The 22,907-nt window shown below is 61.5% G+C and carries 19 protein-coding genes; 10 read left to right on the top strand and 9 right to left on the bottom strand.

The window, feature by feature from the left end:
* The first annotated feature begins 70 nt into the window (after positions 1-70).
* Both V5E99_RS25775 and V5E99_RS25770 read left to right on the top strand, forming a co-directional pair.
* Positions 71-1,252: a hypothetical protein gene (locus tag V5E99_RS25775; protein ID WP_499805062.1), complete on the top strand. Its 1,182-nt coding sequence runs from the start codon at positions 71-73 to the stop codon at positions 1,250-1,252.
* 210 nt (positions 1,253-1,462) lie between these two features.
* Complete coding sequence (locus V5E99_RS25770) at positions 1,463-2,338, top strand: LysR substrate-binding domain-containing protein (protein WP_499805061.1); 876 nt, start codon at positions 1,463-1,465, stop codon at positions 2,336-2,338.
* A gap of 122 nt (positions 2,339-2,460) precedes the next feature.
* On the opposite strand, the gene V5E99_RS25765 is transcribed toward V5E99_RS25770, so the two are convergent.
* The 7 genes from V5E99_RS25765 to V5E99_RS25735 form a co-directional block, all read right to left on the bottom strand.
* Positions 2,461-3,825, bottom strand: coding sequence for an MFS transporter (locus V5E99_RS25765; protein WP_499805059.1), 1,365 nt, complete (start codon positions 3,823-3,825; stop codon positions 2,461-2,463).
* A gap of 137 nt (positions 3,826-3,962) precedes the next feature.
* On the bottom strand, positions 3,963-5,396 hold the full coding sequence (locus V5E99_RS25760) for an NAD-dependent succinate-semialdehyde dehydrogenase (protein WP_499805057.1): 1,434 nt from the start codon (positions 5,394-5,396) through the stop codon (positions 3,963-3,965).
* Positions 5,393-6,427, bottom strand: a complete 1,035-nt coding sequence (locus tag V5E99_RS25755) for an aldo/keto reductase (RefSeq protein ID WP_499805056.1) — start codon at positions 6,425-6,427, stop codon at positions 5,393-5,395. Before V5E99_RS25755 ends, V5E99_RS25760 begins: the two co-directional genes overlap by 4 nt.
* A 10-nt stretch (positions 6,428-6,437) precedes the next feature.
* Positions 6,438-6,950 carry a formaldehyde-activating enzyme gene (gene fae, locus V5E99_RS25750; RefSeq protein WP_054615233.1) on the bottom strand — a complete coding sequence of 171 codons (513 nt, stop codon included), beginning with the start codon at positions 6,948-6,950 and terminating at the stop codon, positions 6,438-6,440.
* A gap of 377 nt (positions 6,951-7,327) precedes the next feature.
* On the bottom strand, positions 7,328-7,624 hold the full coding sequence (locus tag V5E99_RS25745; RefSeq protein WP_499805053.1) for a pentapeptide MXKDX repeat protein: 297 nt from the start codon (positions 7,622-7,624) through the stop codon (positions 7,328-7,330).
* Positions 7,625-7,678: 54 nt separating this feature from the next.
* Positions 7,679-8,458 (bottom strand): molybdopterin-dependent oxidoreductase, encoded by a 780-nt coding sequence (locus V5E99_RS25740; RefSeq protein WP_499805052.1) that lies wholly within the window; start codon positions 8,456-8,458, stop codon positions 7,679-7,681.
* Entirely contained in the window at positions 8,455-9,072 is a 618-nt protein-coding gene (locus V5E99_RS25735) for a cytochrome b/b6 domain-containing protein (RefSeq protein WP_499805051.1), read from the bottom strand. The genes V5E99_RS25740 and V5E99_RS25735 overlap by 4 nt, the downstream gene beginning before the upstream one ends.
* Positions 9,073-9,229: 157 nt before the next feature.
* Here V5E99_RS25735 and V5E99_RS25730 point away from each other — a divergent pair, with 157 nt between their 5' ends.
* The gene (locus V5E99_RS25730; RefSeq protein ID WP_499805049.1) at positions 9,230-10,168 is read left to right on the top strand and encodes a class I SAM-dependent methyltransferase; all 939 of its coding nucleotides are present in this window, start codon (positions 9,230-9,232) and stop codon (positions 10,166-10,168) included.
* A gap of 90 nt (positions 10,169-10,258) precedes the next feature.
* On the opposite strand, the gene V5E99_RS25725 is transcribed toward V5E99_RS25730, so the two are convergent.
* A complete protein-coding gene (locus V5E99_RS25725) occupies positions 10,259-11,026 on the bottom strand; it encodes a helix-turn-helix transcriptional regulator (protein ID WP_499805048.1) in 768 nt (255 codons plus the stop codon).
* Positions 11,027-11,137: 111 nt separating this feature from the next.
* On the opposite strand from V5E99_RS25725, the gene V5E99_RS25720 reads away from it, so the two are divergent.
* Together V5E99_RS25720 and V5E99_RS25715 are read left to right on the top strand one after the other, a co-directional pair.
* A complete protein-coding gene (locus V5E99_RS25720) occupies positions 11,138-12,241 on the top strand; it encodes an extracellular solute-binding protein (protein ID WP_499805046.1) in 1,104 nt (367 codons plus the stop codon).
* 155 nt (positions 12,242-12,396) lie between these two features.
* Complete coding sequence (locus V5E99_RS25715; protein ID WP_499805044.1) at positions 12,397-13,512, top strand: DmpA family aminopeptidase; 1,116 nt, start codon at positions 12,397-12,399, stop codon at positions 13,510-13,512.
* Between the two features lie 106 nt (positions 13,513-13,618).
* Here the strand turns inward: V5E99_RS25715 and V5E99_RS25710 are convergent, their stop codons facing one another.
* Positions 13,619-14,341 (bottom strand): GNAT family N-acetyltransferase, encoded by a 723-nt coding sequence (locus V5E99_RS25710; RefSeq protein WP_499805042.1) that lies wholly within the window; start codon positions 14,339-14,341, stop codon positions 13,619-13,621.
* A gap of 326 nt (positions 14,342-14,667) precedes the next feature.
* Between V5E99_RS25710 and V5E99_RS25705 the strand changes: the two genes are divergently transcribed.
* The 5 genes from V5E99_RS25705 (at position 14,668) to V5E99_RS25685 (ending at position 22,882) form a co-directional block, all read left to right on the top strand.
* The gene (locus V5E99_RS25705) at positions 14,668-18,069 is read left to right on the top strand and encodes an Ig-like domain-containing protein (RefSeq protein WP_499805041.1); all 3,402 of its coding nucleotides are present in this window, start codon (positions 14,668-14,670) and stop codon (positions 18,067-18,069) included.
* Positions 18,070-18,212: 143 nt separating this feature from the next.
* Positions 18,213-19,319, top strand: a complete 1,107-nt coding sequence (locus tag V5E99_RS25700) for an alkene reductase (protein WP_499805039.1) — start codon at positions 18,213-18,215, stop codon at positions 19,317-19,319.
* A gap of 172 nt (positions 19,320-19,491) precedes the next feature.
* The gene (locus tag V5E99_RS25695; protein WP_499805038.1) at positions 19,492-20,403 is read left to right on the top strand and encodes a LysR family transcriptional regulator; all 912 of its coding nucleotides are present in this window, start codon (positions 19,492-19,494) and stop codon (positions 20,401-20,403) included.
* A 186-nt stretch (positions 20,404-20,589) separates the two neighbouring features.
* Complete coding sequence (locus tag V5E99_RS25690) at positions 20,590-21,672, top strand: Gfo/Idh/MocA family protein (protein ID WP_499805037.1); 1,083 nt, start codon at positions 20,590-20,592, stop codon at positions 21,670-21,672.
* Positions 21,673-22,138: 466 nt separating this feature from the next.
* Positions 22,139-22,882, top strand: coding sequence for a hypothetical protein (locus V5E99_RS25685; protein ID WP_499805035.1), 744 nt, complete (start codon positions 22,139-22,141; stop codon positions 22,880-22,882).
* Positions 22,883-22,907 lie beyond the last annotated feature (25 nt).

The following is a 22,907-nucleotide window of genomic DNA, read 5'->3' as shown; positions in this document are numbered from 1 at the left end:
CCGGGTCGCAGCGTTCGCTGCGGCATGGGCTGCTGTTGCCAACGATAACTAAAAAATCAGGAGTATGACTGTGCGCACAACTACCCCACTTGCGGTCCGTTCCATCGCTCTCATTCCACTGCTCGGCGCCTTCGCGGCGCCGGCCATGGCGGTACAGGTCACCGACAACCTCGACCTTGGCGGCGCCGTCCGGGCACGCTGGGACTACGACCCGGATCGCGATATCCAGAAGTTTGGCCTGGACACCGTGTTCCTCAGCGCCAAATACAACTCCGACACCTGGATCGGTGAGGCCCAGTACCGTTTCTACGGACGCTCCTACCCGTACCAGTACACCAAGAACTACGGCGATATCCAGTTCGCCAAATTCGCCTGGGCCGGCTACAAGTTCAACCCCGACCAGCAAGTGCAGGTCGGCCTGAACACCATACCGTTCGGCTTGCAGCCGTACTTCGGCAGCACCTTCTACGAAACCCTGGGCAACGTCATCGGCCTGGAAGATGTGCAACAGGTCGGCGCCAAGTACATCCAGCAAAGTGGCGACTGGAACATCCAGGCCGGCTACTACCTGCGCCCGGCGTGGCAAGGCAAAGGCACCAGCAAAGGCGTGACGTACTCCAGCGTGGTGTCCGGGGCGGACAGCTACGTGGGCGACGGCAGCGACAACCAGGAGCGCAACACCGTGGTGCTGCGGGTGGCCAAGGCCCTGGACCTGGGCCCGTGGAAATCTGAAGTCGGCATCTCCGGCCTGACCTCGACCCTGGAGAACAAGGACACCGACAACGACGGCCGGCGCAACGCCGTGGCCGTGCACTACCTGGGCAAGAACGGCCCGTGGGGCGTGCAACTGCAAGCGGCGCGGCAACAGATGTCGCCGCGCAATGCCGGTACCGATGAACTGGTCACCCTCGGCGGTTACGACGGCACGTTCAACGTCGCCAGTCGCGGCAACCTGTACGTGGCGGACCTGAGCTACGACGTCGGCGGCAAGTACCTGTTCGATCAGATCAGCGGCGTGAAGCTGTACGCCAACTACAGCGCCTTCGATAAAGATGCCAGCGAGTTCAAGACTTCGCAGCGGATGATCCTGGGCACCTCGTTTTCCTTCAGCAAACTGTGGATCGCGACCGAGTGGTTGTATGGCAAGAATGACCCGTACATCGGTGGCAGCAGCTACACCCAGAGTCTGGGGGCTGGCGGGAGTAACCAGTGGGAGAATCAGTTGTACATGAACATTGGGTATTACTTCTAAAAGCTGAAAAGATCGCAGCCTTCGGCAGCTCCTACAGGGTCCACCCATTCCAAAGTAGGAGCTGCCGCAGGCTGCGATCTTTTTGCTTCACCCCCTCTATCAAACCCTTGCATCAACCCATGCCAGAGGAGTCAGATACGCCCTACAGAATATTCACCAAAAAACAATAAACCTGCCCCACATCGGCGTCAGGTGCGGAGTCACCCTTTCATGCGTCAACTGCCCTCACTCAACATGCTGCGCGTCTTTGAAGAAGTCGCGCGGCATCGCAGTTTCAGCCAGGCGGCCCTGGGGCTCAACGTCACCCAAGGCGCGGTGAGTCGTCAGATCAAGCAGCTCGAAGACTACCTCGGTGTGGCGCTGTTCATCCGCACGCCCCAAGGCCTGTCCCTCACCGAAACCGGCCTCGCCCTCTCCCCGCAACTGAGCGACGCATTCGACCATGTCGAACGCGCCCTGCAAGCGGTACGCGTGCCCAACCTGCGCCAACGCCTGCGTATCGTCGCGCCACCGACTTGGGCCACGCGCTGGTTATCGGCGCACCTGCGTGCGTTCTGCCAGCGCTACCCGGACATCAGCCTGAGCGTGACCCACCAAAGCGGCCACGACAACCTCGCGGAAATCGATTGCCACATCCGCTTCGGCCTCGAAGCGGCTACACAGTGCAGCAGCCAGTTGCTGGTGATGGAACGGCACATGGCGGTGGCCAGTCCGGAGTTGTTCGTCAACGGGCAACCGCCGGACCTGCGGCAGTTTCCATTGCTGCACATCCTGCACGACGGCAAGCGGTTGAAGGTCTGGGAAAACTGGTTGGCGGCGATGGGCCGCGAGGATGTCGATGCCGGGCAAGGGCTGGAATTCAGCACCCTGGACCAAGTGATCCACACGGCGCTGGCCGGTGGCGGGTTGGCGGTGATTGATCGACAGATGATTGAGAAGGAGCTGGCCAATGGCAGCCTGTTGCCAATCACACCGGTGGAAGTGCTCGGGCCCTATGGCTATTGGCTGGATGTGGCGAACGACAAACAGGGGTTGTCGAAAGTGCGATTGTTTACAGATTGGTTGGGGTTGGTCAGCAACCCTTAAGACACTGATGTTCCCTGCGGGAGCGAGCTTGCTCGCGATGGCGGAGTATCAGTCAACATCCCTGCTGAATGTGATGGCCTCATCGCGAGCACGCTTGCTCCCACAGGGGACATAGCGTTTTTTTAGATCGGTGCCGCGACTTTGACGGCCACCGGCGCCCCACTTTCCACGGGGCTCTGCGCCTTGCACGCCTGGCTCAATGTCAGTGATTTGGTTTCCGGTGCCCAGGCCCAGGAAATCATCGCCCCCAGCGCCAGAATCGCCGCCAGAATGCCCATGGTCGGGCTCAACCCGATTCCCGCCACGCTCACCGGCAACAGAAAGGTGCTGACCGCCGAGCCCAAACGGCTCACCGCCGTCGCCAGGCCAATCCCGCTGGCGCGCACTTCGGTCGGGAAGCTTTCGGCCGGGAACACGCCCACCAGGTTACTCACCGCCGACAACACCAGCGTGAACACGCCGAACACCAGCACCATCAGGAACGCCGCACTGCCCGGCAACGCCGCCAACAGGAACAACGCCACCGCGAGGATGATGAACGAATTGATCAGGAAGCCTCGGCGCGAGAACTTCACCGTGCACCAGATCCCGATCAACGCACCAAGGATCAGCAGCATGTTCAGCATCAGTTCGGTGCCAAAGCCTTCGGCCAAACCCATCTTCTGCAGAATCGACGGCAGGAAGGTGTAGATCGCGAAGTACGGCATCACGATGCACACAAAAAACAGGCAATTGAACGCCGTGCGCTTGCGGTATTCGCGGCTGAACAGCACTGCATAGCCGGAACGGGTCTCGGTGGAGCGGGTTTCGTCGAGTTCAACGTTATCGCCCAGGTGTTTCTTGACGATGGCTCGGGCCTCGGCAATCCGCCCCTGATTGACCAACCAGCGCGGTGACTCGGGCGTGCCGATCCGCGCGATCAAAATCAACGCTGCCGGGATCGCCGACGAGGCCAGCATCCAGCGCCAGGCGTCGTCACCGAGGTTGAGCATCGCCGTGCCGACGAACGTTGCGGCGACGTAGCCGAAGGTCCAGATCACACTGAATGAACCGAGCAACACGCCCCGGTGTTTCTTCGGTGAGAACTCGGCAAGCATCGCGTGGCCGACGCTGAAGTCGCCGCCCAGGCCGATGCCGATCAGCACCCGGCAGAGGAACAACTGCATCGCGGTTTCGGCGTAGAACTGCATCACCGAGGCAATGGTGATCAGGACAAAACTGACCAGGAAGATTTTCTGCCGGCCGACTTTGTCGGAGATCCAGCCGAAGAACAGGCTGCCGAGGAACAGGCCAATCAACGCCGAGGCGCCGATCAGGCCCTGCCAGAAGGCATCGAGGTGCATCTGCGGGCTCAGCAGGGTGAAGGCGATGCCGATCAGGCCGAGGATGTAGCCGTCGGTGAAGTGCGCGCCGAAGGTCAGGCCGGCGATTTTAATATGGAAGCGCCCGATGGGCAGGTCATCGATCTTTATCGATTGAGCGGACATGTTCGTCTCCAGTTGTTGTTATTGACGGAGAAATGAAACCGATAGCTCGCCCCTTGTAGGAGCATGGCTTGCCCGCGATGGCGATCTCGAGGGCACGATCGCGGGCAAGCCTTGCTCCTACCGGGGGATGTAGTGCGTTAGAGCCCGCCCATCAACAGGTATTTGATTTCCAGGTAGTCTTCCAGACCGTACTTGGAACCTTCGCGGCCCAGGCCCGACTCCTTGATGCCGCCGAACGGCGCAACTTCGGTGGAAATGATCCCTTCGTTGATCCCGACCATGCCGGCTTCCAGGCCTTCGGCCATGCGCCACACACGACCGATGTCGCGGCTGTAGAAGTACGCCGATAACCCGTACGGTGTGTCGTTGGCCCGTTGCAGCACCTCGGCTTCGTCCTTGAAACGGAAGCACGCGGCCACCGGGCCGAAGGTTTCGTCCTGGGCGATCAGCATGTCGCTGTTGGCTTCGGTGAGGATGGTCGGCTCATAGAAGGTGCCGCCGAGGGCATGCCGACGGCCGCCGCACAACAACTGAGCGCCCTTCTCCAAGGCGTCGCCGACATGCAGTTCAACCTTGGCCAGCGCGGCGGCGTTGATCAGCGGGCCTTGCTCGGTTTCACCGTCCAGCGCACTGCCGACGCGCATCGCGGCGACCGCTTCGGCGAGTTTGCCGGTGAAGGCTTCGTAGACGCCGTCCTGGATAAAGAAGCGGTTCACGCAGACGCAGGTCTGCCCGGTGTTACGGAATTTGGAGGCCATGGCGCCTTTGACGGCGGCGTCCAGATCGGCATCGTCGAACACAATAAACGGCGCATTGCCGCCCAGTTCCAGCGAGACCTTTTTCAGCGTGTCTGCCGCTTGGCGCATCAGCAATTTGCCGGTGCGGGTCGAACCGGTGAACGACAATTTGCGCACGATACCGGACGCTTGCAGCGCCCCACCAATCGCCACCGCGTCACCCGAAACCACGTTGAACACGCCAGCCGGGATGCCCGCCTGCTCGGCCAGCACCGCCAGGGCGAAGGCCGACAACGGCGTCTCTTCCGAAGGCTTGAGAATCATCGTGCAACCCGCCGCCAGCGCCGGGCCGACCTTGCGGGTGACCATCGCCAACGGGAAGTTCCACGGCGTGATCGCCGCGACCACGCCGATGGCTTCCTTGACCACGATGATCCGCGCATCAGCCTTGTGGCTCGGGATTACGTCGCCGTAAGCGCGCTTGGCTTCTTCGGCGAACCACTCCAAAAAGCTTGCGGCGTAGACCACTTCGCCCATGGCTTCAGCCAAGGGTTTGCCCTGCTCGCGGCTGAGCAACATGGCCAGGTCCTTCTGGTTGCTCAGCATCAGCTCGCTCCAGCGCTTGAGCTTCTGGCTGCGTTCCTTGGCGGTCAGTTTGCGCCAGGCCGGCAAGGCGCGATTGGCGGCGGCAATCGCCTGGTTGGTTTCTTCGGCACCAGCCTTTTGCACGTCGGCGATCAGCTCGCCGTTGGCCGGGTTCAACACCGGATACGTCGGGCCACCGCTGGACCATTGGCCATCGATGAAATTGCCGTTACGGATCAGCGCGCTCATGCCACAGCCTCGGTCAGATTGAAGCGTTCCAGCCCCGGACGGGCCGAGCGCAGGATGCGCTTGCCGGCGGTGTAATCGTTGATCACGTCGCACGGGGTGTAGTTGCGTTCCAGTTCCTGCAGTTCTTCGGCATCAAGCTTGGTTTCCAGGGCTGCCAAAGCACTGTCGAACTGCGCGGTGGTGTCGGCGCCCACGAGCATGCAATCGACACCCGGATGATTGGCGACCCAGGCCTGGGCAATCTGCGCGTTCGACACACCACGGGCACGGGCCACGCGCTGCACCGAATGGGCGATTTCGAAGGAGGCTTCGTCGCTGTACATCTGCTGGGTGAAGAAGTCGGTCTGGTTGCGGGTTGACTGCACGTCACCGGTCAGCAAGCCACGGGCCAATGGACTGAACACCGAAACACCAAGGCCCTGGTCGCGGCAGAACGGGATCATCTCGCGCTCTTCTTCGCGGTAGGCGCAGTTCAGTTGCAGTTGCATGTTGATCGGCTTGACCCAGCCGTTGCGCTCGCAGGCCATGAGGATTTTCGCCAGTTGCCCGGTGAGCATGGTCGACACGCCGATGTAACGGGCCTTGCCGGAACGCACGATGTCGTTCATCGCGCTCATGGTCTCTTCAACCGGGGTGTTCACATCGAAGTAGTGCAGCATGAACACATCCACGTAATCCATGTTCAGACGCTTCAGCGAAGCGTCGATGCTGTCCATGATGTGCTTGCGCGAATGACCGCTGGCATTGATGCCGGTGCGGGTGCCGTAGCCGACCTTGGTGGTGATCACCAGATCTTCGCGACGGGCCAGGCGTTTGACGATACGCCCCACCACTTCTTCGCCGACGCCAGCGGAATAGAAGTCTGCGAGGTCGATGAAATTCACCCCGTTATCCAGGGCGTGGGCGACGATTGGCTCACTCTGCTTCTCATCGAAAATCCACGGTTTCCAGTCCGGGGTGCCCATGTTCATGGTGCCCAGGCACAGGCGGGAGACTTCAAGGCCGGAGTTGCCCAAACGAATGTATTGCATGGCGCGGACCTCAGGCTTTTGGCGTGTAGAAAGGGTTGCTGATGTGATCGACCACATCCGCCAGTTGCGCGGTTTCCGGTTTGCCGGTCAGGGCGGCGCGGATCGCGGTGCGGCAGGCGTTGTAGTTGTTCAGGTACACCGCATCGAGGTCATCGCAGGCCGGGTTGACCCAGTTGGCGGTGACGATGGCCCATTCGTCTTCGGCTTCCGGCGGCAAGGTGCCGTCCAGCAATGCCTCCAAAACAGCCTTGGCGATCCCGGCCTGGGACGCGCCCCAGGTGGCGTTGCCGTGCAGGTCGCTGCTGATCGCGGCTTTGTTGACGTAAAGGGTCATCGGCTTGACCGGGATGTTCGGCTGGGCGATCACCATGAACGGGCAATGCCCCTGGCTCGGCGACGCCAGGCTGTTGGCAAACGCCTGCCCCGCCGGACCGTTGCGCGGGCCGATCAGAATGTTGATGTGCGCGGCGTTCACGCCAGGGCCTTCGAAACCTTCACCGATGTACAGGTCGAGTTCTTTCATGAGTCGTTACTCTTTTTGGATTTTTTGGGTGATCAGAAGCGCACGCGGATCGTGAAAATCGCGGGGCAAATATCGGGGATCGAAGAGCGCAGCACAGGGCTGGCGAGGACGCGGCAGTGAGGATCAGTCATGGTTGCAAACGCTCTTTTTTGTTGTTGATGAGCTGTGTTTGCGATTTTTTAACACTGGGGGTTGGCGGGGCTGTAACCATTAAAAGTCATGAGGGTATGAGCTGAGGTCATACCCGATGCAAGCGGTAGAAAAACCTGTGGGAGCGGGCTTGCTCGCGAGGGCGTTGTGTCAGTCAACATTGATGTCGACTGGACTGACGCCTTCGCGAGCAAGCCCGCTCCCACAGTGGATTGCGGTGTGTTGGATTACTGCGACATGGCGTCTTTTTTCATCGTGTCTTTGGACATCGCGTCTTTGCTCATGCTGTCCTTGGACATCGTGTCTTTCTTCATCGTGTCCTTGCTCATGGCGTCTTTGGACATGGTGTCTTTCTTCATGGTGTCCTTGGCCATGGAATCCTTTTTCATCGTGTCTTTGGACATGGCGTCTTTGGACATCGAGTCCTTGCTCATGCTGTCGTTGCTCATCGTGTCGGCGGCGTACACGCTGGCGACGCCCATGGCCAAGAACAGGGACAGTGCGGCGGTGGCTAACTTCTTCATGGTGGTGTTCCTTATAGAGTTGAGTGTGCTTGCGTTGAATTGCTTGAACATTCCTCAGCTGCCACCGAACCAGTTGTAGCCCTGGTCTTCCCAGTAGCCGCCGCTGTAGGTGTTGCTGACGAAAATGGCCTGAATGTGTTTGGGGTTCTTGTAGCCAAGCTTGGTGGGCATGCGCAGCTTCATCGGGAAGCCGTACTCACGGGGCAACACGGCGCCGTCGTAGGTCAGGGCCAACAAGGTTTGCGCATGCAGGGCCGTGGCCATGTCGATGCTGGTGTAGTAGTCGTCGGCGCATTTGAAGCCGACGTACTTCGCGTCAGTGTCGGCGCCGATGCGTTTGAGGAAGTCGCTGAACCGCACGCCGCCCCAGCGACCAATCGCGCTCCAGCCTTCGACACAGATGTGCCGGGTGATCTGGTCGGTCTGGGCCATGGCGCGCAGTTCCTCAAGTTTCCAGCTGCGCTTGTCGGCGACCATGCCGGTGACTTCCAGTCGATAGCTCTCTTCCTCCACCGTCGGCGCCTCGTCGATGCCGTAAAAGGCATTGAAGGGAAACGGCCGGGTGATCATCGACTCGGCGTAAGTCGGGGCCATGGCGTTGGGGTTGAACAGCCAGCCCTGGACCCGGTCATTGAAGCGGGACATGGAGGACAGCGCGGTTTCAACACTGTCGTTGTCGGTGATGTTGCAACCGGACAACATCGCCACGCCGCCGAGGGTCAGGCTGCGCATCAGGAACGAGCGCCGTGAGCGGTCCTCGATTTGCGGGGCCAGGATTTTCCGGGCGTCGGTCAGGATGGATGACTCGTCGAGTCCTTCGATGCGCTTTTTCATACGGACTCCTTACGACCAACAATCATGTACCACAGGGTTTTGGGCACCAGCAGTACCATCGCCAAATGCACCCCGATGAAAGCCACCAGCAGCGACATGGCGATGAAATGCACCTGCCGCGCCCCTTCGTAACCGCCCAGCAATCCACGCAACAGCGGGAACTGCACGGACTTCCAGAGCACCAGCCCGGAGACCACCATCATCGTGATATCGAGCATGACGAACAGGTAGGCAAACCGCTGGACCTGGTTGTAATGACTCAGGTCGGCGTGCCCCAGCCGCCCTCTCAGCGCGGCCCAGAGGTCATGCAAAACACCTTTGGGCGACACGGGCAGAAATTTTCGAAACAGGCGACCGCTGGCGATGTTGATGATCAGGTAGATCAGGCCGTTGACCGCGAGGAACCACATCGCCGCGAAATGCCATTGCAGGGCGCCACCGAGCCAGCCGCCCAGGGTGAGCGCTTTCGGGAAACTGAAATCGTAGAGCGGCGAGGCGTTATAGATGCGCCACCCGCTGGCAATCATCACCAGCACCGCCAAGGCATTGAGCCAATGAGTCAGACGCAGCCAGCGTGGATGGCTGGGCTTGGGTGAAGCAGTTAGCTGCGACATGTCCGACTCCTTGTTGTTGTTCGTTGGGGCCAAGTATGGGAGCCGGAAGATCGCCAAATCCTCACGTAAAGTTAAATTAATCGTGATAACTCTCCGGACGCTGCTGGCGCGCGATTGTGGTTAAAATGCCGCCCACTCACTTTGCCGACTTTGCCCGATGACCCCAGAAGCCCTCGCCACCCTGCACACTCACTTGCTGACCGCCCTGGCCACCGCCCCGGCCGAAACCCGCCGGCTGTTCCACGGGCGCGGGCGCTGCTGGCCGGGCCTGGAGCAGTTGACCGTCGATTGGTTGCAGGGTGTGGTGCTGGTGTCGCTGTTCAAGGAGCCGGAACCGCAACAGTTGGAAGACTTGAAACAGGTGCTGATGGCGGTCACCCAGTCAGCCGAGTGGCAGTCATCGGGGGCACACACCTTACTGCTGCAACACCGCTACCTGCTGCAAAGCACTACCGAGTGGCTGCTGGGGGATGCGCTGGAGGAAATGACCATTACCGAGGGCGGTCTGCACTATCGGGTGGACCTGGGCCGCAAGCAGAATGCCGGGCTGTTCCTCGACATGCGCTACGGCCGCAACTGGGTGCGGGCCAACGCCGAGGGCAAACGGGTGCTGAACCTGTTCGCCTATACCTGCGGTTTTTCGGTGGCGGCCATCGAGGGTGGCGCGACGCAAGTGGTCAATCTGGACATGTCGAGCTCGGCCCTGAGCCGGGGCCGCGACAATCATCGGCTCAATGGCCACGACGTGAGCAAGGTGACGTTCCTCGGCCACGACCTGTTCAAGTCTTGGGGCAAAGTGATCGGCAAAGGGCCGTATGACCTGGTGATCATCGACCCGCCGTCCTTTCAGAAAGGCAGTTTCCTGCTGACCAAGGACTACCAGCGCGTATTGCGCCGCTTGCCGGAGCTGCTCACGCCCGAGGGCACGGTGCTGGCGTGCATGAACGACCCGGCGCTGGGTTCGGACTTCCTGATAGAAGGCGTCACCCGCGAATCGCCGAGCCTGCGTTTTGTGCAGCGTCTGGAGAATCCGCCGGAGTTTCCGGATGCCGATGCTGAGTGCGGGTTGAAGGCGTTGGTGTTTCAGCAGGGCTAGTTGAAGATCGAAAGATCGCAGCCTCCGGCAGCTCCTACGGGATCGGGTTTTCACACGGTCAATGTAGGAGCTGGCGAAGGCTGCGATCTTTTAAAGCGGTTGCAACACCAAGGCAAACAACTCGCCATGACCGCTGACATTGAGCTTGTGATAGAGATTGCGCCGATGCACCTTCACCGTTTCCGGGGAGATGCTCAGTTGCTGGGCAATGGCTTTGCTGGAGAAACCCTGGAGGATCAGCCGGGCGGTCTCGATTTCCCGCGCGGTCAAGCGGGCGCCGAAGCGATCCAGCAACGTCGCCAGATCCCCCGCCACTGCGGTCGGCCCCTCCGGCGGCACCAGTTGCAGGTGTCGGCCCATCGCCGCCAGTACCCAGTCGCGCACGCACAGCAGACGCCCTTGCTCTTGTGCGGTGAAACCCGTCGAGCGGCCCAGCGATAAACCAAGCACGGCGCCGTCCACATTGATCATGAACTGCAACTCATCAGCGCCTACGACCCGGCGGAAGTAACTCTGGTAGTACTCGCTCTGTTGAAACTGGTCGGGGGCCACGGAATCCAGGCTGTGCAAACCATCGGCGATACCGGCGCAGGCGGCTTGGTAGAACGGATCGAGCAGGTACATGCCGGCGCTGTAGTCGGCCAGTTCTTCCTCTTCGTGGGCGCTGGCCCGGGAATCGAAATCGATCAGCAGCCGTGGCACTCGCCCCGCGCGCATCACCGCGACCAAGGCATTATCCAGCGGCACCAGCAATCGCAGGGTATCCACCAGCGCACGCCAGAACCTGTCGTGGCCCAGCGCACCAAAGACCCGCGCCAGCCCTTGGTGCACCGGCATTTCCTTGAGCAACGCCTCCACGCTCTACCCCTTTTGTGTAACCCATGATGGGAATGGGGCCAGGTCCACCCCGCCGATACCCTGACCACTCCTGAACATTACCGGCCTGCAGCAGGCCAGGAGTGCCGCATCATGAGTGGTCACCGCTCGTATTTCAATCTGGGGCTGGGCGCTTGCCTGTCGGTCTCGCTGTCGGCCTTCGCTGCCGATGCCCCCACCGTGCACGTCTACAACTGGTATGACTACATCGGTCCCACGACCCTCCACGACTTCAAGCGCGACACCGGTATTGCGCCGGTCTACGACACGTTCGACAGCGCCGAAGTGCTGGAAGGAAAATTGCTGACCAGTCGCAGCGGCTATGACGTGGTGGTGGCGAGCAACTTCAGTTTGCCGACGCTGATCAAGGCCGGCGCCTTGCAGCCGCTGCCTCGGGCACAGATGCCGGATTTCAACAACATGGACACCGACCTGCTGGCCAAACTGGCCAACAACGACCCCGGCAACCAGTACGCCGTGCCATACCTGTGGGGCACCAACGGCATCGGCTACAACATCGACAAGGTCCGCGCCGTTCTCGGCGACAAGGCGCCGGTGGATTCCTGGGACCTGGTCTTCAAGGAAGACAACCTGGCCAAACTCGGCGAGTGCGGCGTGGCGATGCTCGATTCGCCGTCGGAGATGCTGCCGGTCGCCCTGCACTATCTGGGCCTGCCGCCGAACAGCACCGACCCCGAGGATTACAAGAAGGCCGAAGCCCTGCTGCTCAAGCTGCGCCCGCACATTGCCTACTTCAACTCGTCCAAGTTCATCAGTGACCTGGCCAACGGCAACATCTGCGTGGCGGTGGGTTGGTCCGGGGCGATGCTCGAAGCCAAGAAAACCGCTGAACAGGCCGGCAACGGCGTGAAGATCGCCTACAGCCTGCCGAAGGAAGGCGCGCCCGTGTGGTTCGACACCCTGGTGTTGCTCAAGGATGCGCCGAACCCGGCGCAGGGCCTGGCGTTCATCGACTACCTGATGCGTCCCGAGGTCATCGCGCCAGTCAGCGATTACCTGTCCTACCCCAACGGCAACAGTCGTGCGACCCCACTGGTGGCCCAGGCAACTCGCAACAACCCGGCGGTCTACCCCTCGGCCGAAGCCATGGCCACCCTGTTCACCCTCCAACCCCTGCCGCCCGCCACCGAACGCGTGCGCACCCGGGTCTGGAGCAAAGTGAAAAACGGTCAATAACCAACACCGCAAACTCCCTGTGGGAGCGGGCTTGCTCGCGAAGGCGCCGGCACATTCAGCAGGAATGGCACCTGACCCACCGCTTTCGCGAGCAAGCCCGCTCCCACAGGGATTGCGTCATTCAGTGAGTAGTTGAATTGAACATGAGAACGACAATGAAACCCCGTGCCCGCGACCTGAATATCCAGTTTGGCCAGCTGCAACCCGGCCCACTCAATGCGATCACCGATGTACCCGGCGTCCGGGTCGGTCACAGCGATGTCCGGGGCCGCAGCGCCAAGGGCCGCGAGATCCTGACCGGCGTCACCGTGATCGAGCCCCGCGCCGGTTCCACCAGCCAACAGCCGTGCTTTGCCGGCGTGCATGTGCTCAACGGCAATGGCGACGCGACCGGGCTGGAATGGATTCGCGAGGCCGGTTTGCTGACCAGCCCCATCGCCTTCACCAACACCCACAGCCTGGGCGTGGTGCGCGATGCGCTGATTGTGCTGGACCGTGAGCAGCAACCGGATGACGGTCGCCTCTACTGGAACATGCCGGTGGTGCTGGAAACCTTCGACGGCTTGCTCAACGACATCAACGGTTTTCACGTGAAGCCGGAGCATGTGGCCCAAGCCCTGCGCACGGCGGTGGGTGGCCCCGTCAAGGAGGGCAATGTCGGTGGCGGCAGCGGCATGATCTGCCATGAATTCAAGGGTGGCATCGGCACCGCATCGCGACGGTTGAGCAGCGTTCAGGGCGGCTGGACGGTGGGCGCCATCGTCCAGGCGAACCACGGCATTCGCAACGAATTGCGGGTCGACGGTTACCCGGTCGGACGCTACATGGAACAGGCTGACTCGCCGTTCCTCAAGGCTTCGCTGCCGCATCCGGGCATGGGCTCGATTGTGGTTTGCCTGGCCACCGACGCGCCGTTGCTGCCGCACCAGTGCACACGCCTGGCCCAGCGCGCCAGCCTCGGCCTGGCCCGCACCGGCGGCGGCAATGAAGACCACAGCGGCGATATCTTTATCGCGTTTTCCACCGGCAACGATGTGCCGCCCGCCGCTTATGAAAGCAAGAAGGCACCGACCTGCGACAACCTGAGCATGGTCAACAACGACCACATCAGCGAACTGTTCCTGGCCGCCACCGAGGCGGTGGAAGAAGCGATCATCAATGCCTTGTTGGCGGCTGAGACGGCCGAGGGCAACGGGCATACAGTGCCGGGGCTGGATGCCGACACGTTGTTGCAAGCCCTGCGCAAGGCCGGTTGGCCGGGAGCCGTGTAGGAGCTGCCGCAGGCTGCGATCTTTTGATGTTGCGGTTATAGATCAAAAGATCGCAGGCTTCGCCAGCTCCTACAGGGGGCCGGGGATCCCGGGGTTTTGCGCGGGGTCAGACCAGGCGCAGGTGCGGGGAGGCGGTTGGCACGGCTTCATCGCCCAATCGCCCGCGCACAAACTCAGTGGCCTTGCGCGTCAACTGGTCCAGGTGCCGGTCCCGTTGTTTCTCCGCATCGGTCATCGCCCGTTTGCCGTGTTTTTGCAGCAGATAGGTATGAATCTGCCGCACCTCCAATGCGCTGTAGATCGGTGCCGTGTCGAGCACGGCCATCAAGCCGTCGGTGCCGTGATCGCGAGTATTCATCAGCACTTGCGTGGCGCGCACGCCGACCACTTGAAAACCCAGCGCTTCAAAGTACGGGACCTTGGCGACGCTACAGGTCAACTCGGCATGAGGGTAGCGAGCGACCATTTCCCGCAACATCGCCCGGGCGACACCCTGGCGCCGATAGCTGGCGTCCACCGCCATATACGCGACGCCGCAGGCTTGCGGATCGTCCTTGACCGGCAGGTACAGCACAAAACCGATGACTTTCTCGGGATCGTCCACGTCCGTGGCCACGACCAACTCCACCGCCAGCCCCTTGGACCCGTTCAACGCCTCCAGATAGAGGTGAACCTCGTAGCCGATCGCGTACTGATACACGTTGTACAGCAGGTTGCTCGGCGGCAACGCCACCGCGCTGATGTCGGTGAGGTTGTCGACAACCAGTTGCAGGATCTGGCTGGTGATGTGCTCGGGGCACGGGGTTTTGAAATGGCTGATCTGGGGCATTGCGGGGGCTGACTCCTGGAGCGGTGGCGAAAAGCGTGTGGCGAGCGCGGCTATCATAACGCGCTCGCCCCCTCTGGCCAGGAAGCTTTGTGGTGAGGCCGGGGTTTGTGCAGCCAGCCGCAGAGCCAAGGATGATGGTCCTCATACAGCGTCCCCAACACTGAGGATTTTCACCCGATTGCGCACACAGGCATGCCCCACGCGCAGGATTTAAGGCGCATCCATTTGATTTAAAACGACTTTTCTCCATAACGCCGGGATGGCGCGGCTTTTGCGTTGACGCTAGGGCAAGTGCCGTCACACGGCATGCCCCCCGAGAGAACACCATGAAAAGCTCAGTTCCTGTGAAGAAGTCGCCCGGCTTATTCCGGGTGCAAGGCGTCACGTCGGTGATGCTGATGACGTTCAGCCTGGCCACGGTCAGCGCGGCACCGCTCGATGATGTCGGGCAACCGCCACCGACGGACCCCTCGGCCTTCACCAATCCCCCCGCCGACCCCAAAGCCGCGCTGGAAGCCCTGAAAACCTTGCCGGAAGCCAACCAGGGCTCGCTGGCCTTGCCCAATGGCGCATTCGGCGACCGCAACACACCCCGGGCCGATAACGTCTTGCCGCCGGTGCTGCAAACGTCGTTCAACTTCCCCACCAATGGCAAGCCGAGCCCGTTGTTCGGCGCCCAGCCGTTCACCCAGCAACTGCTGCTGTTTGAAGAGTTCGGCACGGAAAAACTCGACCCGACGCTCCCGGCCCCACCCCTGACGTTTCCGGTGCCGACCGTGGGCCCCGCCCCCCAGCAGGACCCCAACAGCGTCGCCCGCAGCGCGCCGTCAAGTACGGCGCTGGAAGCATTCATGCGCCAGCCTGGCCTGTTCCCGTTCCCTTCACAGTTCTCCAACGTGCTGGACCGCAACCCCTGGAAGGCGCAGATCGAGGCCTTCCTCAATCGCCACCCGGTAGGTTCGCCCGCCGAGGGGCGGCCACCGGGAAAAGGCTGGTCGCACCAACGCTGGAACGAGTTCTTCCCTCAGGTCGCGTTCAAAACCGTACAAGTGGGTGCACGACTCAACAGCGGCCTGCGTGACCGCAAGCAATTGCACAACTACGCCGCCGGTGAATTCGGGCCCGGCGGGCTCTACTACCAGACCTCGGACATCCCGACCACAACGGGCACCACCAAAGGCATCGACACGCGCTTCCACCCGAGTTTTCCGCTGCAGAATCACAACTCAGTGTGGACCTTCGACGGCACCTTTCCGCCCAAATTGCTCATGGTGCGCTACGGCCAACCGGTCCTGATGCGCCATTACAACGCCCTGCCCATCGACCCGGCCGCCAACGCCGGTTTCGGCCTGCACACCATCAGCACCCACGAACACAACGGCCATTCCCCGGCGGAAAGCGACGGTTATACCAACGCGTTTTTCTTTCCGGGGCAGTACTACGACTATCGCTGGCCGCTGCAACTGGCCGGTTACGACACCATCAACACCAGCGCCCAAGACCCACGCGCGGCGTTCCCCTGCTCGCCGGGCGAGACGCTGTTCGTCAACGATGCCAGCCCCGGCCTCAAGACCTGTGACCACGGCACCATCAAGATTCGCGGCGACTGGCGCGAGACCATGAGCACCCACTGGTTCCACGACCACATGCTCGATTTCACCGCGCAGAACGTCTACAAGGGCAACGCGGTGATGATGAATTACTACAGCGCCCTGGACCGTGGCAACGAGGCCATCGAGGACGGCGTCAACCTGCGCTTGCCCAGCGGCTCGGCGCTGCCGTGGGGCAACCGTGACTACGATGTGAACCTGCTCGTGGCCGACAAGGCCTGGGATGAAAACGGCCAATTGTGGTTCAACCCGTTCAACACTGATGGCTTTCTCGGCGATCAGATCCTGGTCAACTGGCAGTACCAGCCGCGCCTCAAAGTCCGCGCGCGCAGCTATCGTTTCCGCATTCTCAACGGCTCGGTGTCGCGGTTCTTCAAGTTCGCCCTGGTGCGTGAAGTCAGCGGCACCAGCGGCGAGTTTCCCGGCCCGGCGGGGTCGGGGGTGTCGTATAACCGCGTGTCCTTCCACATGATTGCCAACGACGGCAACCTGATGGAACACACCGTACCGTTCGACGGCAGCCTGGACCTGGATGGCGACGGCGACCTGCAAGACCACAACGCCATTCTGCCGACCCAAGGCATCGCCGAACGCTTCGACATCATCGTCAACTTCGCGAAAAACGGCATTCAGCCCGGCGACAAACTGTACTTCGTCAACCTACTGGAACACCGCACCGGCAAAGGCCCGGAGAAAAACGAACTGGCCCTGGCGGACGTGTTGTCCGAGAAATACAAAGCGGTGATCAAGCAAACCGGCAAAGGCCCGCAATGGGACAAGGGCGACCCGACCGTGGGCAAATTCCTGCAACTGCTGGTGCAGCCCTACAGCGGCCAGGACGTGAGCATGAACCCGGCGGACTTCGAACCCGCCAAACCGGGCAAACCCGCCGGCAAGACCATGATCCCGCTGACCCTTGATCGCGACAGCCCCAGCGATCAAGCCAAACTCAAACTGGCTCGGCATCGGCACTTCGTGTTCGGGCGTTCCGACGGCACCGACGAAGCACCGTGGACCATCAAGACCGACGGCGGCCCAGGCTACAACATGGACCCACGCCGGATCAGCGCCGCGCCGCAACTCGCCAACGGCCCGACCGACGCCGGTTTCACCGGTGACGGCACCCTCGAAGTGTGGAAAATCGAGAACGGCGGCAACGGCTGGAACCACCCGGTGCACGTGCATTTCGAAGAAGGCGTGATCCTCAGTCGCGACGGCAAGGCGCCGCCGGAATGGGAAAAGTGGGCGCGCAAGGACGTCTATCGCATCGGCGAAGGCATCGACAGTTCGGTGAATGTGGAAATGGCGATCCACTTCCGCGAGTTCGCCGGCACCTACATGGAGCATTGCCACAACACCCAGCACGAAGACACGTCGATGTTGTTGCGCTGGGACATCGAGCATCCGGGGCAATTCCAGTTGATGCCCACGCCGCTGCCAGGTTGGGACGGCGTCACTTACGTGAACTCTGCCGCGCTGCCCACCTTCCGCACCGGCAATCAGGATGAGGACAACAACGGCCCGAACAAAAAACCCGTGGCCAACCCCGACAGCGCCACCAGTAACAATGGCCAGCCGCTGACCATCAATGTGTTGGCCAACGACACCGATCCCGACGGCAACCTGCCGCTCAAAGTGGTCGGCCTTAGCCAGCCGGATTCGGGCCAGGGCACGGTCAGCACCGACGGGCTGCGCGTGGTCTACACCCCGCCGGCCATCGTCAGCGCGCCGCTCACCGCGACCTTCACCTACCAGGCCAGTGACAGCAAGGACGCGGTCTCGGACAAACCGGCCACGGTGTCGGTGGCGGTCAGTGCGGCGGCGGTCAATGAAGACTTGCAAGTCACCAGCGCCACCGTCGTCAGCCGCAGCAACAACCGCTACACCTGGGACTTGGCCGGCACCACCTCCCGCGCCGCCGGCAACAGCATTACGGTGACCGCGACCACCACCGGCGGGCCACTCAACCTCGGCGCAGCCGCGCTGACGCCCAGCGGGGCCGGGGCACGCTGGCGGCTGTCCGTCACCACCACCGGTGACGGGCCGACGCCGAGTCCGACCGCCACCATCCGCTCAGCCTTCGGGCAAGCGCTGACCGTGCCGATCGCGGGGCATTAAAAGGGATATCGGCTGGCGCTCGATTGAACACCGGGCGTCAGCCGATTACGGAGCAATCGGTCCAGAGAGAGCGGATCGCCGGCCGGTTTTTCCGGGTATTCAATCGGCCTAAGGTGGGCTCCAGTCACTTATTGGAGATCACCATGAATCACCCTGCCCTGTTTTCCAACATCCAGCTCGGCCCGCACAACCTCTCTCATCGCGTGGTCATGGCACCGCTAACACGCATGCGTTCCGAGCCCGGCGATGTGCCCGGTGCGTTGATGGCCGAGTACTACTCGCAGCGTGCCACCGAGGGCGGCTTGATCATTTCCGAAGCCACGGTGGTGTCCACCACCGGCAACGGTTATCTCGGTTCGCCGGGGCTGTACAACGACGGGCAAATCCCCGGTTGGAAAATCATCACCGACGCCGTGCATGCCAAGGGCGGGCGGATCTTTTTGCAGTTGTTCCATGCCGGCCGCCAGTCCCACAGCGACATGCAACCCCACGGCGCGCAGCCCGTCGCACCATCGGCGGTCGAGTACGACGGCGTGGCCTACACCGCCAGCGGCTGGGTGCCGAGCACGCCGCACCGCGCCTTGAGCGAAGCGGAAGTGGTCGCGTTGGTGGAAGATTTTCGCAGCGCCGCGCAACGGGGCCTGGCCGCCGGTTTTGACGGCGTGGAAATCCATGGCGCCAACGGTTACCTGATCGACCAGTTCTTGCAGGACGGCAGCAACCGGCGCACCGACGCCTATGGCGGCACAATCGCCAAGCGGGCGCGGTTTCTGCTGGACATCACCCGCGCAGTGATTTCGGTCTGGGGCAGCGAACGGGTGGCCGTGCGCCTGGGGCCGAGCGGTACGTTCGGCGACATGAAGGACAGCCATCCCGAAGCACTGTTTGTGTATGTGGCCGAGCAATTGGCAACGTTGAAACTGGCTTATTTGCACCTGATCGAACCACGCGTGCTGGGCAATTCGATTGATGAGAGCAAGGACCAGAACCCGGTGGCGGCGCAGTTGATTCGTCGGCATTACGCCGGGTTGATCATGGCGGCGGGCGGGTTTACGGCGGAGTCTGCCGAGCAGATCTTGCGGGCCGGTGATGCGGACCTGGTGGCGTTTGGGCGGGACTTTATTGCCAACCCGGATCTGCCGGAACGCATTCGGCATGGCCGGTCGTTGAATGCTTATGACCGGGATACGTTCTACGGCGGTACGGAGGTTGGGTTTACGGATTATCCGTTTTATCAGCAGAGTGCCTGATTCGGCGTTCGTTTTTTAAGATCAAAAGATCGCAGCCTTCGGCAGCTCCTACGGGTGTTCACATCTCACCCGTCAGCGTTGCCGAAGGCTGCGATCTTTTCATCGTTTCCTTTGCAAATCCCCGGCCCGCCTCTACTCTGCGTCAACCCTCCCTGCATCGAGCACCCCGCCCATGATGGACAGCCTCAGCGGTATCACGGCCTTCATTCAGGTGGCCGAGACCCGCAGCTTCACCGAAGCCGGGCGCCTGTTGGAAATCTCCTCCTCGGCAGTCGGCAAAAGCGTGGCGCGCATGGAAGAACGCCTGGGCGTGCGACTGTTCCATCGCAGCACCCGCAGCGTCACCCTGACCACCGAAGGCGAGCTGTTCCTGGACCGGTGCAAGCGCATCCTCAGCGAAGTGGAAGCCGCGCAAATGGAGCTGCTGGAATTGTCCGCCACGCCCAAGGGCAAAGTGCGCATCAGCGTGCCGTTGCAGAACGTGCTGATCATGCCGGTGCTGGCCGGGTTCATGCGCGCCTACCCGGACATCGAGCTGGATGTGGACATGTCCGACCGCATGGTGGACATGTCCGACCGCATGGTGGACGTGATCGAGGAAGGGTTCGACGCGGTGATCCGCACCGGCGCGCCGCAAGACTCACGACTGATGGCGCGCAAACTCGGTGGCTATCAATTGCAATTGGTGGCCTCGCCCGAGTACCTGGAACGCCACGGCAACCCGACGCACCCGGACGAGTTGATCAATCACGTCTGCCTGCTGCACAAGTTTCCGGCGACGGGGATGATCGAGCGCTGGCCGCTGCGCATCGGCGAGACGCACATCGAGCCGAATCTGGCGAAAGCCATGACCTGCACCACGATGGACCCGCTGACGTATTTGGCGCTGGATGGGGTGGGGATTGCCTGCCTGCCGGACTTTTCAATCCGTCAGCCGTTGGCCGATGGCCGGCTGAAGGTGGTGCTGGACGACTACACCGACCACACCGGCAACCTGTGGATGCTCTGGCCTGCATCCAAGCAGACCGCACCGAGGCTGCGGGTGTTGATCGACTTCTTCAAGGACAACATTCTCAAGGTTTAGCGTTGCAGGGCCTCGGCAATCGGGGCTTTGCTGATGCGACAGCCACTTGAAACGTGGTCACCCGCATGCCCGGACCGCATTAGCGCCCTTTATGTCCAAAGAGTCCGGCCCGTTGGCCTGTTTTTCCCGAAGCCTGCGCTCCCTAGACTTTGCCTCGTCTGCCATCCCCTTTACGAGGCTAAACCCATGACCACTTCTCACGCCCCCATTCGCGTCGGCATCGTCGGCGTCGGCACTTGGGCCCGCCACGGCCACTTGCGTGTCCTCGCACTGCTGCCGCAATACCAGGTACAAGCGATTTACAGCGAACACCGCGAACGCGCCGACGCGGCGGCCAGTGAATATGGGATTGCCCAGGTCGCCGATTCGCTGGATGCGCTGGTCAACAACCCTGACGTCGATCTGGTGGTGGTGCTCAACACCGCGCCCCAACACGAACAAACGGTGCGCGCCGCCATTGCCGCCGGCAAAAATGTCTACTGCGAATGGCCGTTGACCACCACCACGGCCGCGTCCGAGCAATTGGTGCACCTGGCCAAAGACGCGGGCGTGCGCCATATCGTCGGCCTGCAACGCCGCCACGCGCCGCACAACCGTTACCTGCAGGACTTGTTGCAACAAGGCTATGTCGGCCAGTTGCGCTCGGTGCGGATGCACGTCAGCACCCATTATTTCCAGGCCTTGCGCGCCAATGCCCTGCGCTGGACGGCGCCTGAAGAAAACTTCTCCAGCATCGTCTCGATCTACGCCGGGCACTTCCTCGACATGCTGTTTACCGCCACCGGTTGGCCGCTGAGTGTCTCGGGGTTGATGGTCAGTCAGTTCCCGAAAATCACCATCGTCGAAACCGGCGAAGTGCTGGACAGCACCGCGCCCGATCAACTGGTGCTCAGTGGTTTGCTGGAAAACGACGCGGTGGTGTCGATCCATATCGAGGGCGGAAAACGCAACGGCTCCGGGGTGCAGATCGATATCACCGGTGATCAGGGCGACCTGAAAATCACCAACCGCTCAGCCTTTGGCAGCGTGGGCGATGACTACGTGATCGAAGGCGCTCACGGCGATGATTTGCCGCTGCAACTCTTGCCGCTGCCGGACAGTTATCAGCGCTTGCCCGAATCAGACTTGCCGTCGGCGGTGCTGGAACTGGCGGAGCTGTATCACGTGTTTGCCCAGGACCTGGCGGACGGCACCCATGCGGCGGCGACGTTTGAAGAGGCGCTGCGGATGCATCGATTGCTGGACGGGATCAAAACCTCACGCAGCTAGACGGACGTACTCCCGCCCGTAGGAGCTGCCGAAGGCTGCGATCTTTTGATCTTGATCTTCGGTGGTTCCAAATCTGTCAAAAAGCACAATCAAAAGATCGCAGCCTTCGGCAGCTCCTACGGGTCCGTCAATGCCGGGGGTGACGGGGATGTCGGGGATGTCGTCGAACAGTCGACCTGACAGCCACTTGATACAACCCCGTTACGCAACCTGTTACCTGAGTGTTCTGCGCTGGCTCAACGGCTGCCGCGAATGTAACGCCAAGACACTTCGCCCCGCTCCCCGTCGCCCTTACTGTGAAGCCGTCAATGTGCTGAAAGGGGTGTGACACATCATCGGCATCGCCCGCCTCCCGCCAGTGGAGGCATGGAAGACCTGTCACGGGTGCTGCCTGATGGTTGGCCGGATTCGACGCCCGCAGCCCATTGATTGCCTATACACAACCCAGACAGAACAGAGGGACACCATGAGTAAGTCAAGCGCTGCAAGCAACCAGAAAGCACTGCACGACGACGTTCAAGCGGCCGTCAAATCGATCCTCGGCGCCTCCAGTTCAACGGCCCTGAAAACCACCGACTACAGCAAAGTGCTGACGTCGACCCTGGCCGCCACTCAAAAAACCGTCACGATCCAGATCGACTCCGCAGACCTGACCCAACTCAAGCAGTCGGGCTACAAGCTGTGCTTTGCCAAAAAAGTCGGCAACGAAGCGTACAACGTGATCTGGCAGTCCTACACCCAGTACCTGAGCTTCAACGATTTCAGCTGGACGCCACAGTATCAACTGTTCGGCTCCAACCAGTTCCAGGCCAACGTGCAGGTCAGAGCCTCCACCAACACCGTCAATATCGGCCTGGGCCAACAGTCGATACTCGACCAGAACGGCCTGCTGGGCTCGGCGATTACCAGTGGTCCTGACACCTCGATTACCTTGGTGAACAACTACGGGTCGATCCACCCTGGTATCAACCAACTGTCCACCGGCCTCGATGGCCAACAGGTCAGCACCCCGATCTACGTGGCCACTAACCCGGTGGTGCTCGGTCAGACGGTATTGACGCCAATCGAGACGATTCTGGTCTGGTTCGAACAGAACGTGCAGACCAGCACCATGTTCAGCACCTCGCGCTCCAATGCCATTGAAATCGACCTGACCTTCGATAACAGTGCAACCCGTCTCTATGTGGGCGGCGTCTGGAAAACCGTGTAACGGCGACACCCGGGGGCAACCTCGC

Source organism: Janthinobacterium sp. LPB2021202312-11-4, from assembly GCF_037049705.1.
In the GTDB taxonomy this organism is placed as follows: domain Bacteria; phylum Pseudomonadota; class Gammaproteobacteria; order Pseudomonadales; family Pseudomonadaceae; genus Aquipseudomonas.
This window is presented reverse-complemented; position numbering and strand designations above follow the sequence as displayed.

What these genes read in the sequence shown, in the direction of transcription:
- V5E99_RS25770 (WP_499805061.1), top strand. Translation starts at nt 1,463, where the DNA reads ATGCGTCAACTGCCCTCACTCAACATGCTGCGCGTCTTTGAAGAAGTC.
- V5E99_RS25755 (WP_499805056.1), bottom strand. Translation starts at nt 6,427, where the DNA reads ATGCAATACATTCGTTTGGGCAACTCCGGCCTTGAAGTCTCCCGCCTG.
- V5E99_RS25695 (WP_499805038.1), top strand. Translation starts at nt 19,492, where the DNA reads ATGATGGACAGCCTCAGCGGTATCACGGCCTTCATTCAGGTGGCCGAG.
- fae (WP_054615233.1), bottom strand. Translation starts at nt 6,950, where the DNA reads ATGAAAGAACTCGACCTGTACATCGGTGAAGGTTTCGAAGGCCCTGGC.
- V5E99_RS25705 (WP_499805041.1), top strand. Translation starts at nt 14,668, where the DNA reads ATGAAAAGCTCAGTTCCTGTGAAGAAGTCGCCCGGCTTATTCCGGGTG.
- V5E99_RS25740 (WP_499805052.1), bottom strand. Translation starts at nt 8,458, where the DNA reads ATGAAAAAGCGCATCGAAGGACTCGACGAGTCATCCATCCTGACCGAC.
- V5E99_RS25710 (WP_499805042.1), bottom strand. Translation starts at nt 14,341, where the DNA reads ATGCCCCAGATCAGCCATTTCAAAACCCCGTGCCCCGAGCACATCACC.
- V5E99_RS25745 (WP_499805053.1), bottom strand. Translation starts at nt 7,624, where the DNA reads ATGAAGAAGTTAGCCACCGCCGCACTGTCCCTGTTCTTGGCCATGGGC.
- V5E99_RS25760 (WP_499805057.1), bottom strand. Translation starts at nt 5,396, where the DNA reads ATGAGCGCGCTGATCCGTAACGGCAATTTCATCGATGGCCAATGGTCC.
- V5E99_RS25720 (WP_499805046.1), top strand. Translation starts at nt 11,138, where the DNA reads ATGAGTGGTCACCGCTCGTATTTCAATCTGGGGCTGGGCGCTTGCCTG.
- V5E99_RS25730 (WP_499805049.1), top strand. Translation starts at nt 9,230, where the DNA reads ATGACCCCAGAAGCCCTCGCCACCCTGCACACTCACTTGCTGACCGCC.
- V5E99_RS25715 (WP_499805044.1), top strand. Translation starts at nt 12,397, where the DNA reads ATGAAACCCCGTGCCCGCGACCTGAATATCCAGTTTGGCCAGCTGCAA.
- V5E99_RS25765 (WP_499805059.1), bottom strand. Translation starts at nt 3,825, where the DNA reads ATGTCCGCTCAATCGATAAAGATCGATGACCTGCCCATCGGGCGCTTC.
- V5E99_RS25700 (WP_499805039.1), top strand. Translation starts at nt 18,213, where the DNA reads ATGAATCACCCTGCCCTGTTTTCCAACATCCAGCTCGGCCCGCACAAC.
- V5E99_RS25735 (WP_499805051.1), bottom strand. Translation starts at nt 9,072, where the DNA reads ATGTCGCAGCTAACTGCTTCACCCAAGCCCAGCCATCCACGCTGGCTG.
- V5E99_RS25690 (WP_499805037.1), top strand. Translation starts at nt 20,590, where the DNA reads ATGACCACTTCTCACGCCCCCATTCGCGTCGGCATCGTCGGCGTCGGC.
- V5E99_RS25685 (WP_499805035.1), top strand. Translation starts at nt 22,139, where the DNA reads ATGAGTAAGTCAAGCGCTGCAAGCAACCAGAAAGCACTGCACGACGAC.